At 72.1% G+C, this 12,763-nt stretch carries 13 protein-coding genes; 7 read left to right on the top strand and 6 right to left on the bottom strand.

The genetic code is table 11. The features are described 5' to 3' along the window. Positions 1–24 precede the first annotated feature (24 nt). Complete coding sequence (gene nadE / locus IE318_RS18825; protein ID WP_308438580.1) at positions 25–855, bottom strand: NAD(+) synthase; 831 nt, start codon at positions 853–855, stop codon at positions 25–27. Between the two features lie 320 nt (positions 856–1,175). Between nadE and IE318_RS18830 the strand changes: the two genes are divergently transcribed. Further along, the gene (locus IE318_RS18830) at positions 1,176–1,517 is read left to right on the top strand and encodes a hypothetical protein (RefSeq protein WP_189901831.1); all 342 of its coding nucleotides are present in this window, start codon (positions 1,176–1,178) and stop codon (positions 1,515–1,517) included. On the opposite strand, the gene IE318_RS18835 is transcribed toward IE318_RS18830, so the two are convergent. Then, the gene (locus IE318_RS18835; RefSeq protein ID WP_051844236.1) at positions 1,471–2,604 is read right to left on the bottom strand and encodes a PP2C family protein-serine/threonine phosphatase; all 1,134 of its coding nucleotides are present in this window, start codon (positions 2,602–2,604) and stop codon (positions 1,471–1,473) included. The two genes, IE318_RS18830 and IE318_RS18835, sit on opposite strands and share 47 nt — an antisense overlap. 225 nt (positions 2,605–2,829) lie before the next feature. Here IE318_RS18835 and IE318_RS18840 point away from each other — a divergent pair, with 225 nt between their 5' ends. Both IE318_RS18840 and IE318_RS18845 read left to right on the top strand, forming a co-directional pair. Further along, positions 2,830–3,885 carry a TerC family protein gene (locus IE318_RS18840; RefSeq protein ID WP_189901835.1) on the top strand — a complete coding sequence of 352 codons (1,056 nt, stop codon included), beginning with the start codon at positions 2,830–2,832 and terminating at the stop codon, positions 3,883–3,885. 125 nt (positions 3,886–4,010) lie between these two features. Then, on the top strand, positions 4,011–4,643 hold the full coding sequence (locus IE318_RS18845) for a TetR/AcrR family transcriptional regulator (RefSeq protein ID WP_189901837.1): 633 nt from the start codon (positions 4,011–4,013) through the stop codon (positions 4,641–4,643). Between the two features lie 67 nt (positions 4,644–4,710). Here the strand turns inward: IE318_RS18845 and IE318_RS18850 are convergent, their stop codons facing one another. Beyond that, positions 4,711–5,529 carry an SAM-dependent methyltransferase gene (locus IE318_RS18850; RefSeq protein ID WP_030173657.1) on the bottom strand — a complete coding sequence of 273 codons (819 nt, stop codon included), beginning with the start codon at positions 5,527–5,529 and terminating at the stop codon, positions 4,711–4,713. 151 nt (positions 5,530–5,680) lie between these two features. On the opposite strand from IE318_RS18850, the gene IE318_RS18855 reads away from it, so the two are divergent. Further along, a complete protein-coding gene (locus IE318_RS18855; protein ID WP_189901839.1) occupies positions 5,681–6,565 on the top strand; it encodes an endonuclease/exonuclease/phosphatase family protein in 885 nt (294 codons plus the stop codon). 81 nt (positions 6,566–6,646) lie between these two features. Here the strand turns inward: IE318_RS18855 and IE318_RS18860 are convergent, their stop codons facing one another. Beyond that, positions 6,647–7,060, bottom strand: a complete 414-nt coding sequence (locus tag IE318_RS18860) for a MarR family winged helix-turn-helix transcriptional regulator (protein WP_030173655.1) — start codon at positions 7,058–7,060, stop codon at positions 6,647–6,649. Between the two features lie 68 nt (positions 7,061–7,128). Here IE318_RS18860 and IE318_RS18865 point away from each other — a divergent pair, with 68 nt between their 5' ends. Both IE318_RS18865 and IE318_RS18870 read left to right on the top strand, forming a co-directional pair. Beyond that, on the top strand, positions 7,129–7,935 hold the full coding sequence (locus IE318_RS18865; protein WP_189901842.1) for an SAM-dependent methyltransferase: 807 nt from the start codon (positions 7,129–7,131) through the stop codon (positions 7,933–7,935). 504 nt (positions 7,936–8,439) lie between these two features. After that, positions 8,440–8,922: a GNAT family N-acetyltransferase gene (locus tag IE318_RS18870; RefSeq protein ID WP_078917159.1), complete on the top strand. Its 483-nt coding sequence runs from the start codon at positions 8,440–8,442 to the stop codon at positions 8,920–8,922. A 36-nt stretch (positions 8,923–8,958) separates the two neighbouring features. Here the strand turns inward: IE318_RS18870 and IE318_RS18875 are convergent, their stop codons facing one another. Continuing rightward, positions 8,959–10,143 (bottom strand): PP2C family protein-serine/threonine phosphatase, encoded by a 1,185-nt coding sequence (locus IE318_RS18875; protein ID WP_229903591.1) that lies wholly within the window; start codon positions 10,141–10,143, stop codon positions 8,959–8,961. A gap of 59 nt (positions 10,144–10,202) precedes the next feature. Beyond that, the gene (locus IE318_RS18880; protein ID WP_189901844.1) at positions 10,203–11,057 is read right to left on the bottom strand and encodes a DMT family transporter; all 855 of its coding nucleotides are present in this window, start codon (positions 11,055–11,057) and stop codon (positions 10,203–10,205) included. 184 nt (positions 11,058–11,241) lie between these two features. Here IE318_RS18880 and IE318_RS18885 point away from each other — a divergent pair, with 184 nt between their 5' ends. Then, positions 11,242–12,720, top strand: coding sequence for a glutamate-cysteine ligase family protein (locus IE318_RS18885; protein ID WP_189901852.1), 1,479 nt, complete (start codon positions 11,242–11,244; stop codon positions 12,718–12,720). Positions 12,721–12,763 lie beyond the last annotated feature (43 nt).

A 12,763-nucleotide genomic window follows, 5' to 3' on the forward strand; every position in this document is an offset into this window, starting at 1 on the left:
GCCGCCGGTTCGCCGGTGCCGGGGTCAGGGAGCGATCGGCGGCCGGCGCTTGTGCTCGGTGAGCCGGTAGCGGCGGGCGATGGCCTCGAAGGCCGCCTCGCCGACGGCCTTGCCCTCCAGGAAGTCGTCGATGTCGTCATAGGTGACGCCGAGCGCGTCCTCGTCGGGCCTGCCCGGATTCAGGGTCTCCAGGTCCGCGGTCGGGGTCTTCAGGACCAGCGCGGAGGGGGCGCCCAGGGCCTGTGCCACGGCCCGCACCCGCCGCTTGGTGAGGCCGGTGAGCGGAACCACGTCGGCGGCGCCGTCACCGAACTTGGTGAAGAAGCCGGAGACCGCCTCGGCGGCGTGGTCGGTGCCGACGACCAGGCCTTCGTGTGCGCCCGCGACCGCGTACTGGGCGATCATGCGCTGCCGGGCCTTGATGTTGCCGTGCACGAAGTCCTGGTGGTGCGCGTCGCGGAACTCCGTCCCGCCGGCCAGCGCCGCCTGGAGCGCGGCGTCGCTCGCGGGCTTCACATCGACGGTCAGGACCCGGTCGGGCCGGATGAACTCCAGCGCCTGCTGCGCGTCCTTCTCGTCGGCCTGGTCGCCGTAGGGCAGCCGCATCGCGAAGAACTCCGCCTCCCGCCCGGCGGCACGGACCCGTTCGACCGCGAGCTGACACAGCCGGCCCGCGGTCAGGGAGTCCACTCCCCCGCTGATGCCCAGTACCAACGAGCGCAGGCCCGTCGAGGTCAGCTGTCCGGCGAGGAAGGCCACCCGGCGCTCGATCTCCTCCTGCGCGTCGAAGGACGCGCTCACCTGGAGATCCCGGGCGATCTCCTGCTGCAGGGACATGGTCGCCAGGTCGGTCACGCTTGCTCCTCGGTCGGGCCCCTGGGCACGGTCGGCACGCGCCGCCGGGCCGGGGCCGCGGACGCGTGCGGGGGACGGCAGCACTCTAGAGGACGGCCGCGAAGTGCCGATCGGCGTGTGCCACTTGGCTGCGCGGAACCCGGCCGCTCCCGGCATGTCCGCCGGCCGCTGCCCGGCATGGCGCACCTCACACCGGAACTAGTTCAGTGTTCAACCAACGCGGAGTACTGTCTCCAGTGCCCGAACCGGGACAACCACCATGATTCGTCCACGCCACCGCCGGACGGCCGAGATCGTGGGACCGCCAAGGAGGAATGACCATGACACACAAGATCGCACGTCGGGCCGCCGTCGCCGTCGCCTCCGCGGCGGTCGCCGTGGCAGGGCTGATCGCCACGGGAGGCACCGCCTCCGCCGCGACGCTTCCGGGCAGTGGACAGCCCGGCCTCGTCAGGGTCGCGGACGGTCATGACGAGGACGCCCGTCGGCAGTGGGTCATGGGTCAGATCCGGTGGGCCGCGGACGGACACGACCAGGACGCCCGTCAGCAGTGGGTCATGGGTCAGATCCAGTGGGCCGCGGACGGACACGACCAGGACGCCCGTCTCCAGTGGGTCATCGGCCAGATCCAGTGGGCCCAGGAGCACGGCCTGTCGGCATGAGCCGGGTGAGGGCGAGCAGAGCCATGTCGTCGGTGACCTGGCCGCGGGTGTGCCGGCGGACATCGGCGACGACGGCGGCCAGGAGCGCGTCCGGGCTGCGGGGGCACTGGCCGGCGAGCCGGTCGGCGGGGTCGTAGAAGGTCCCGCTCGGGTCCCGGGCCTCGGTCAGCCCGTCGGTGTACAGCAGCAGGCTGGCTCCCGGCGGGAAGGCCACCGTGTCGGTGCGGCCGGGATCCGCGGCCAGCATGGCCAGGCCCAGCGGCAGGGCGGGCCGCGCCGGCTCCAGGGTGCGCACCGTGCCCTCGAGGAGCAGCAGCGGCGCCGGGTGCCCTCGGTTGATCAGACGCACCCGGTCACCCGGCCGGGGGATCTCGGCCAGTACGGCGGTGGTGAAGTCCTCGACCTGGTCGATCCCGTCCCGCAGCGCGGACTCCCGCAGCAGTGACTGGTCGATCCGTGCGGCGAGCCCGGTCAGCGTGGGTTCGTGCTGGGCCGCCTCCCGGAAGGCGCCCAGGACGACGGTGACCGCCTCGACCGCGCCCATTCCCTTGCCGCGTACGTCACCGATCAGACAGCGCACCCCGTACGGGGTGTCCTGCACCGCGTACAGGTCGCCACCGAGCTGCGCATCGGCCTGGGCGGCCTCGTAGCGGGCGGCGATGCTCAGGGTCCCGATGCGCGGCGGGGGCTGCGGCAGCACGGCGCGCTGTACCGCGGCCGCGACGCTCCGCACCGACTGGAACCGCATCTCCCGGTGGCGGAGCAGAAGGTTGAGGAGCACCGCGACGACGGCCATGACGGCGACGGTGACCCACTCGCTGAAGGCGCCCGGATCCCGCAGGGCGCCGAAGTGCGCGAGCACGGCCAGGTCGGTCGCGCAGGCGGCCAGCCCGACGAGCACGGTCCCTGACAGGGACAGCAGCGGGGCGGCGACCACCGGAGCGGCCGAGAAGCATGCCGCGGCGCTGACACCGCGCGGTGTCTCCAGGTCGAGCACGACGCCGCCGACGAGCAGCAGCAGGGGAAGCAGCAGGACGCCGCCCTTCCGCAGGGCTCGCCGGGGACGGCGATCGTCAGGCCCTGTCACATGCCGCTCCCGCCGTCGTGTGGGCAACCCCACCCACCACACTTGCGGACATCGGCCGGGGTCTGCCAGCCGGACGCGTGACACGGGTGGTCCGGGCGCGCCTCCGGCCCGCTGACCGGCCCGGGGGGGACGGAGCAGGTCCGCAGGACAGGAGCGGCGCCGTGTCCCAGACTCGTGCCGAGAGCGGATGATCCCTGTCGTGCCGGCGCCGCGGGAGGCAACAGCGTGCCCGACGTCCCGTTGTGGCTGTGGACGGCGTTCGCCGCGGCCGTTGTCGTGTCGCTGGCGGTGGACCTGCTGGCGCACCGCGACACCCATGTCATCGGCTTCCGGGAAGCCGTGGTGTGGAGCGTGGTCTGGGTCGGTCTCGCGCTGGCCTTCGCCGGGGTGGTGTTCGCCGTGCTCGGCACGACGGCGGGGGTCCAGTACACGACCGCGTGGCTGCTGGAGAAGAGCCTGTCGGTCGACAACCTGTTCGTCTTCGCCCTGATCTTCGGGTACTTCAAGGTGCCCCGCGCCTACCAGCACCGGGTGTTGTTCCTCGGTGTCATCGGCGCGCTGGTGTTCCGCGGGCTCTTCCTGGCCGCCGGTGTCGCGGTGGTCACCCGCTTCTCCGCGGTGCTGTTCGTCTTCGCCGCGATCCTGCTCTACAGCGTCTACAAGATCCTGCGCGGTCAGGACGAGGGCTTCGACCCCGGGCGGAGTCTCACCGTGCGGATGCTGCGCAGGGTCGTCCCGGTCCGGGAGGAGTACTGCGGGGCGAGGTTCTTCGTCGAGGAGGGGGGCAGGCGCGTCGCCACACCGCTGCTGGCGGTGGTCGCCGCGATCGAGGCGGCCGACCTGGTCTTCGCCGTGGACAGTGTGCCGGCGGTGCTGGCGGTCAGCGACAACGCCTTCATCGTCTACAGCAGCAACGCCTTCGCCATTCTCGGTCTGCGCGCGCTGTACTTCATGCTGGCGGGGATGCTGGACCGCTTCCACCACCTGAGCAAGGGCCTGGCCGTCATCCTGGCCTTCATCGCCGTGAAGCTGATCCTCCAGGCCGCGCACAAGACGATCCACACCGGGGTTCCGGAGATCCCCTCCCTGGTGAGCCTCGCGGTCATCATCGCCGTCCTGGCCGTGTCCGTCGCATGGAGCCTGCTGCGCCCACCGAGCCCGGCCTCACCCGGCGAGGCCGGCCCCGGGAGGCTCGAGGAGCCGGCCGCCGGACTGCACACGCCCGATGAGCGAGCCGACCGCACACCCGACGACCGCCGCGACGGCGACCGCCCGCCGTAGGCCGTCGCGGCCCGGCGTGCGGTCGCATCGGATACGGGCCTGTATCCCATGCAGTGCTGTATCGTGAAGCGGTTCGCAGGGTGTGCCGGTCACCCGGGGGAAGTCCAGGGACGGGAAGGAGCGCCGTGCCGAAGGGGCCCACCAAACGCCGTCCGCAGACCACCGCGCGGTTGCTGGCGGCGGCGCAGGAGACGTTCGCCGAGCGTGGCTTCTACGGCTCCTCCATCGAGGTGATCTGCGAGCGGGCGGGGCTCACGCGCGGCGCGTTCTACTCCAACTTCCGCACCAAGGAAGAGCTGTTCTTCGCGCTGTTCGACCTGCACGCGCAGCGCGTCGTGGACCGGCTGTCCGCCGCGGTCGACGAACTGGACGCCGCCGAGGACCCGGTACGGGCGGTGCTCCGCCGTATGAGCGCGCTCGACGAGGCCGAGCGCCGGTGGTACCTGCTGTCGACCGAGTTCACCCTGCACGCCATCAGGCACCCGGCCACGGCGCGCTCCCTGGCCGAACACGACCGGCGCCTGCGGGAGGAGATCGTCCGTCTCCTCGGCCGGCTCTTCGACCGCCTCGGCCGCAGGCCCACCGTCGACCTGGACTCCCTGGCCCGACTCACGACGGCCGTCCACGAGGGCTCCCTGGCCCAGAGCCTGGTCGAACCGGACCGGCTCGCCCCGGAAGAGCTGGCGGTCACCTATCTGCCGCTGCTGGTCGAGGCCGTCTCCGAGCCCGCCGCCACCGGCCGGCGCACCGGGTCCTGACGACACTCGCCGGCCCGGCGGGCGGGACGCGGTGGCCCGCCGGACGTGTCGTCGACGCCGATGGATGCTAGGCGAGTTTGCGGGCGAGGCCGCCGTGTTCGCCGATGGGTGCCGGAGTGGGGCCGGTGGGGTCCGGGCGCCAGAGCGGGACCGAGACGACGCCGGGGTCCACGAGTTCCAGGCCGTCGAAGTACGCGGTGATCTGGTCGACGGTGCGCAGGATGTACGGGACGGCACCGCTGTCGTTGTAGGCGTCCTGGGCCTGTTCGAAGACCGGGTCGATGCCCCGTGAGCCGTCGTTGACGGAGAGGTAGCTGCCGGGCGGCAGTGCGTCCATCAGGCGGGTGACGATGGAGCGGGCCTGGTCGTAGTCGGCGACATGGCCCAGGATGTTGCTCAGGATGAGCGCGGTGGGACGGGTGAAGTCCAGCGTCTCGGCGGCGGCCGCCAGAATGCGGTCCGGGTCCAGCACGTCGGCGTCGACGTAGGAGGTCGCGCCCTCCCGGGTGGAGTAGAGCAGAGCCCGGGCGTGCGCCAGGACCATCGGGTCGTTGTCGACGTAGACGATCCGGGTCTCGGGGGCGATGCGCTGGGCGACCTCATGGGTGTTGTCGGCCGTCGGCAGGCCCGTGCCTATGTCCAGGAACTGCCGGATGCCCGCCTCGGTGACCAGATACGTGATGTTGCGGCGCAGGAAGGCGCGGCTGCTGCGGGCGATGGTGACGATGCCGGGGAAGACGGCGGTGTACGCGTCGCCGGCCTCCTCGTCGACCGGGTAGTTGTCCTTCCCGCCCAGCCAGTAGTTCCAGATCCGGGCCGAGTGCGGCACCGAAGTGTCGATCTTCTGATGCGCCGCGGGCCCGGGCGTGGTCGCGGGGTCGGTCATGGCCACCGTCCGTCGTGAGTCGATGCGTGGATCATTCACCGCACAACCTATCGTTCCAACATCCCGGCGGTGCAGACCACTTCATCATTCCGGTCCCAGTTGTCACACTCACGCACGGGTATTCTCACCGCAGTTCTGATCGGGAGGTTCTGTGCATCGCAAGATCCGACGGTCCGCTGGTCGCACCCTGATCGCCGCCGCCCTGACCGCCGCAGCGCTCGGCGCGGTCTCGTCCCCGGTCGCCTCGGCGGCCGAGCCGGCCGGCGCGGGATCCGCCGCACCGCCCGTGCCGTTGCGGGTGGCCACCTACAACATCCATGCCGGAGCCGGCGAGGACGGCGTCTTCGACCTGGACCGCACCGCCGGGGCGATCCGGGATCTCCACGCGGACGTGATCGGCCTCGAGGAGGTCGACGTGCACTGGGGCGCCCGCAGCGACTTCGCCGACGAGGCCGAGGAGCTGGCCGAACGGCTGCACATGCGGGCCTACTTCGCCCCGATCTACGATCTGCCGCCCGCGTCCGAGGGCGAGCAGCGGCGCCAGTACGGCGTGGCGGTCCTGAGCCGGTACCCGGTGATCGCCGCCGAGAACCACGAGATCACCCGGCTGTCCACCCAGGTCCCCGACCCGGTACCGGCCCCCGCACCGGGCTTCGCCGAGGTGACGGTCCAGGTCGGGGGCACGTTCGTGCACGTCTACGCGACCCACCTGGACTACCGCTCCGACCCCTCGGTCCGGCGGGCCCAGGTGGACGACATGCTGGGCATCCTCGCCGAGGACCGCGGGCCCAAGGTCCTCGTCGGTGACTTCAACGCCGAGCCCGACGCGCCGGAACTCGGGAAACTGTGGGGTCCGTTGGCCGACGCCGCCCCGCAGGACGGCAAGACCTATCCGGCGATCGACCCGGTCAAGCGCATCGACCTCGTGACGGTCTCCCCCGACGTCACCGTCACCGGTGCGCGCATCGCCGAGACCGCGGCGTCGGACCACCGTCCGGTGGTCGCCGACCTCCTGCTCCACCGCCGCGGCCGCTGACCCCGGCTCACGCCCTCGCCCTGGCCGGCACGGTCGCGGTGCGCTGGTCGTGGTGCGCGGTTCGCCGTGGGCGGTGCGCGGTCAGGGCAGAAGGTGCTCGGCGAGCTCGTCGAGGAGTTCGACGACCCGGCGGGCCTGCGCCGGGTCGGGAAGGGCGGCGGAGACGGCCTGCTCGGCGGGCCGGGTGGCGCGTTCGCGCACCGCGCGGCGCGCCCGGTCGGTCAGTTCGAGCAGGGTGCGGCGGCCGTCGGCGGGGTCCGGGGTGGCCCGCAGGAGGCCGCGTTCCCTCAGCCGCTGGACCGAGGTGGAGACATGGCTCTGGACGAAGCCGGTCCGGGCACGGATGTCCTGGACCGAGCTTCCCGGGTGCTTGAACACGTCCGCGATCACGGCGATCTCGCCGGGTGTGAGCGTGCCGGAGGACGGGTCCGCCACCACGTCCCGCCCCAGTTCCGTCAGGCGCTTGCCGAGTCTGAGCAGCCGTACACCGTCCATGCGCCACATTATGCATCTGCACAGATGGATCTTTACAGATGTATCTGTGCAGATATAGTTTCGCCGGCATGACGACTCCGGAACCCCTGAGCCCGGTCTCCCGCACCGCCCTCGCCGTCGCACTGGTGCGGGCCTACGAGAGCGCCCGTCCCGACCCGCTCTTCCAGGACCCGTACGCCGCGGCCTTCGTCGACGCGTCCGACATGCCGATGCCCTCCGCCGGTCCCGTCGAAGGCTTCGCCCGGCGACTCGTCTTCCAGGGGATCATCCGCACGCGCTTCTACGACGACCGGCTCCTCGAGGCGGGCTGCACCCAGGTCGTCCTGCTCGCGGCCGGACTCGACGCCCGCGCCTACCGGCTCGACTGGCCGCCCGGAACCCGCCTGTTCGAACTGGACATGGCGCCCGTGCTGGCGTTCAAGGAGCGGGTTCTCACCCAGCAGGGCGCCACGGCCCGCTGCGACCGCACGGCCCTGGCCGCGGACCTGCTGCACGACGACTGGCCGGAGCAGCTGCGCCGGGCCGGCTTCGATCCGGCGCGGCCCACGGCTTGGCTCGCCGAGGGACTCCTCGTCTACCTCACGGCTCAGGAGGCCGCACGGCTGCTGTCGGACGTGGGCCGTCTGTCGGCGCCGGGGAGCCGGCTCTTCCTGGAACGGGGCAGGGACGTGACCGCCACTCCCCCGGACGCGAACCTGACGCACATCACCGGCCTGTGGAAGGGCGGACTCGGTCCCGGCACCCATGAGTGGCTCGCCGGGCACGGCTGGTCCGTACAGGTCAGCGACCTCGGCGGCGTGGCCGCCGGCTACGGCCGGACGGTCCCGACGGCGACCTCCGCCGGATTCGTCAGCGCCGAGCGCACCGCCGCCTGAACCACCGCGCCGGACCGGCGTGTTCGCGCCGGCCCGGCGCCTTCTCGTAGGTGCTGCCCGTACGTGCTCGTACGTGAGCCGTTGAGGTCCATGTACGTAGTCGGCGTGGAAGTCCAGGTGGCTGATGCACAGGTCCCCGGCCGACTCCGCGCTGCCGACCCGCTTGGCGGCGACGAACAGCCGCTTGTTGACCCAGTCGAAGGCGAAGCTCTGCTGGACACGCACCGCGGGGTCGTGCTCACGGAGGCGGAAGCGCTCGGGGCGCCGTATCCGAGCCCGAGCACGGCGAGCCCGGCGCCGGTGCCGGTGCCGGTGCGCAGCAGCGCCCGACGGCCGGGGGACGTACGGGAGTCGAGTTCCATGGCACTCCCATGTGGGGACAGGAGATCGATCTCCATGACCTCATCGGCGCCCTTCGGCGCGGCTCCCACCCTTCACTTGACTATGACGGCTGTCATGGAGGAGCCTGGCTTATGACGGTAGTCATAACGAGAGGTGCTCCCCATGCCTCCTGCCGTGTGTGTGCGGCGCGCCGGGCCCGGTGACCTCGACGGGCTGGGCCGGATGGTCCTGCGGTGCTCGGCCGAGAGCATTCGCGACCGCATGCACGGTGGCACCCGGCGCGACGACCTCCTGCGCGAGATGCGGGACACCGTGCTCCACGGGGACGGCACGGTCCTGGTGGCCGCCGAGCGGCACAGGACGGTCGGCTGCCTGGAGCTCGTCCGGCGCGCCCCCGGCGCGCCGCGGGCCGAGATGGCGCTGCTCGTCGAGGACGACCGGCAGGGCCGGGGCATCGGCACCCGGCTGCTCGACGCCGTGCCGGCCTGCGCCCGAAGCGCCGGGATCGCCGTCGTCGGCTTCTCGGTGGAGGCCGGCAACGGCCGGGCCAGACGGCTCCTGCGGCACCTCCCCGCCGGCGGGCTCCAGTGGCAGTGGCAGCAGGCCACCCTGGAGGCGACGTGGCACGTCGGCGCCCTCCGCTGACGGCTCAGGGAAGAGGCGGCCGGGGGATGCGGCGGCTCAGGGAAGGGCGGTTCCGGCGCCCTGCCCGAACATGGGCGCGTGGATGCCCAGACGGTGCCGGGGCTCCCGGGGGGCCTCCGGGGCGCGGCACAGCGCGATGAGCGCGGCGTCGTCGTTGAGGCGTCCGCCGACATGGGCCAGAAGGTCGCGTCGGATGCGGTGCAGGAGTTCCTCGGGACTGCTGCCGCCCCACGGCGCGGCCCGCTCCGCGAGCGGGAAGAACTCGCCGACCGCGTTGCGGGCCTCGACGACGCCGTCGGTGTAGAGCAGGAGCGTGTCCCCGGGTTCGAAGGAGAACACGTCCAGGGTGTAGTCCGTGGGGTGCAGTGCCTGCATCCCGAGCGGGGCCGCGGGGTGCACCGGGACCGTGTCGGCGCCGGCGGAACTCAGCAGCAGGGGCGGCGGGTGGCCGCAGCTGAGGACGCGCGTGGTGTTGTCGTCGTCCGAGATCTCCGCCAGCAGCACGGTGGCGAACCGCTCCCCGGGGTGCTCCGCGGGCGCGAGATGGGGAAGGTTGCGGGCCACGCTCTGCTCCAGGGCGACCGCCAGGTCGGGCAGGGTCGGGTGCTGGTGCGCGGCCTCGCGGAAAGCGCCGATGATGAGCGCGGCCTCTCCGATGGCGGACAGGCCCTTGCCGCGTACGTCGCCGATCATGACCCGTACGCCCGCACCGGTGGCGGTCGCGGCGTACAGATCACCGCCGATCTGCGCCTCGTCCTCGGCGGCCAGGTACAGACAGGCGATCGTCAACGGGCCGATCCGCTCCGGCAGCGGCCACAGCAGGACGTGCTGCGCCGCCTCGGCGACGGCACGCACCCGCTCCAGCTGGCGCCGGCGGCGCTCGCGCATCACGCAGTAGAAGACGGTCAGGGCCGACAGCACCGCCAGGGCGAGGATCTGCACCAGGACGTTGCGCTGGAACAACACGCCGAAGTGCCACCCGATGTACGCCTGCGCCCCGGCGGCCAGGAACCCGATCACGCCGGTCACCCAGGGACCGGCGAACGAGGCGGTGATCGCGGGCGCGATGACCAGCAGGGGGCCTAGATGGATGTCGGCCGGCACCAGCTGGTCCACCACCGTGATCACGACGATCAGGGTGATCGGGATCAGCAGCAGCAATTTGCTCGACGGCCAGTGCCAAGGCTGCCGGATCACTGCCGGGCCTCGCTCGAACTTCACATCTTTCCCACTGCCCCTCTCCCCCCGGCCCTAACAGACGCCGCTCCCCGCCGCCGCGCCTACAGCGTCCCGGCCTCGGACCTGGTCAGCGCGAACACGCCCGTGACGATCAGCCCGATGCCCAGCAGCTGCGGCAGCACCCACCAGCCGGCCCGTACGTGCTCCTCGTAGACCAGCACGCCGAGCAGGAAACTCACCATGGCGTCGCCCAGGGTGAGGGCGGGCTGGGAGGCGATCAGCGGCCCGCCCTGCATGGCGTGCTCCATCAGGAGCATCGCGCAGACGCCGCTCGCACCGAAGGCGTACGTCTGCCAGGAGGTGAGGAACCCGGCGAGGCCGTCCTCGGTGAGGATGTGCACGGCCGTCTTCATCAGGCCGGCCGTGAGCGCGAAGCAGATCGCCGTGGCCGTGCCGAGGCAGGCGGCACGGGCCCTGCCCGGCGGTCTGCGCAGTCCCACCGCGGTCAGCGCGGCGGCCCCGCCGGCACAGGCGGCCAGCACGGGAAGCCAGCGGTCGATGGACACATGGGTGCGGTTCCCGGAGGGCGCGGCGGCCAGCAGTGCCAGTCCCAGCCCGGCGACCACGGCGCACAGCCTCAGCAGCATCGCACCGGACGGCCGACGGCGCTGCCACAGCGACGCCAGCAGCAGCGTGAGGGGCAGCTCCAGTACGAACAGCGGCTGGACCAGGGAGAGCGGGCCGGTGGCCAGCGCGGCCGCCTGCCACACACCGGCGGCGATCACGGTGAGCACCCCGGCGAGCCAGACGGGCCGGCGCAGCAGGTCGAGAATCAGCCCGGGGCGGAAGCCCTGGGACTGCGGCACGGTCAGCGCGGCCCTGCGCTGCAGCACGGTGGCGAGCGCGTTGCTGAGTGCGGCCAGCAGTGCGAACAGCGTCGGCAGGACGATTCCCATGCGCTCATCCTTGGCCGAGCCGCCCGCCGGCCCCTGGGCGACACGACCGCCGTGTCCTGTCGCCGCACCGCCTGGACCCACCGTCGGACCCGCCGTGCGACGCTCCCGTCCCGCGTGGTCCGGGCCGCCCGCCGGTGGGACGCTGGGTGGAGAGGTGTCCGAGGAGGGGGAACCGGGAGGGCCGATGGGACGGGACGTCCCGGCGCTGGTCTTCACCCGCGAGGACCGCCGCCGGTACCGGATCAAGATGCAGGAGTGCCTGGAGGCGCTGGCGCAGATGCTGCGCGCGTCACGGTTCGAGTCCGAACGGCCTCAGGTGGGACTGGAGATCGAGCTGAACCTGGGCGACGACGTGGCGGAACCGGCGATGCGCAACAGCGACGTGCTGGAGGCGATCGCGGACCCCGCCTGGTCCACCGAGCTGGGCAGGTTCAACCTCGAGATCAACATTCCGCCCCGCCGTCTGACGGCGGGCGGCCCCGACGCCTGGGAGGCAGAGATCCGCGCCGCGCTGAACCACGCGGAGCGGCGCGCGGCATCGGTCGGCGCGCACCTGATCATGATCGGCATCCTGCCCACGCTGCGCCAGGAGGACGTCGGCGAGGCGGCGCTGTCGGAGAACCCGCGCTACCGGCTGCTCAACGACCAGGTCTTCGCCGCGCGGGGCGAGGACCTGCGCATCGACGTGGACGGCGTCGACCGGCTGCGGACCTACGCGGACACGATCACCCCGGAGGCCGCGTGCACCAGCACCCAGTTTCACCTCCAGGTGTCCCCGGAGGAGTTCGCCGGGTACTGGAACGCGGCGCAGGCCATCGCCGGGATCCAGGTCGCGCTGGCGGCCAACTCCCCGTTCCTGTTCGGCAAGGAACTGTGGCACGAGACCCGCATCCCGCTGTTCGAGCAGGCCACCGACACCCGGCCGCAGGAGATCAAGGTGCAGGGCGTGCGGCCGCGGGTGTGGTTCGGGGAACGGTGGATCAACAGTGTCTTCGACCTGTTCGAGGAGAACCTGCGCTACTTCCCCGCGCTGCTGCCCCTGTGCGACGAGCAGGAAGCGCTGGAGACGCTGGACCGCGGCGACGTCCCCGAGCTGGCCGAACTGACCCTCCACAACGGCACCATCTACCGCTGGAACCGCCCGGTCTACGCCATCGCCCACGACAAGCCGCACCTGAGGGTGGAGAACCGGGTGCTGCCCGCCGGCCCGACCGTCGCCGACACCCTCGCCAACGGCGCCTTCTACTACGGGCTCACCCGCGCCCTGGTGGAGGAGGAGCGGCCGGTGTGGTCGCGGATGTCCTTCTCCGCCGCCGAGGACAACCTGCACACGGCGGCACGGCACGGCATCGAGGCACGGCTGTACTGGCCGGGGATGGGCGAGGTGCCGGTGCCCGAACTCGTGCTGCGGCGCCTGCTGCCGCTGGCGCACCGCGGACTGGAGCGCTCGGGCATGGACGAGGCGTGGCGTGAGCCGCTGCTCGGGATCATCGAGCAGCGGTGCGTCGCCGGCCGCAACGGGGCGATGTGGCAGAAGGAGATGTTCCACCACATCGACGCCACCTCCCGGGCGAGTCGGCACGAGGCCCTGCGGCGGATGACGCAGGTGTACGTCGAGTACATGCACCTCAACGCCCCCGTCCACACCTGGCCGGTCGACTGACGGCCGCGCCCCGGAGGAGAGATCGTCCCGCTGTCCCGTGATC

It is taken from the genome of Streptomyces spiralis (assembly GCF_014654675.1).
In the GTDB taxonomy this organism is placed as follows: Bacteria; Actinomycetota; Actinomycetes; order Streptomycetales; family Streptomycetaceae; genus Streptomyces; species Streptomyces spiralis.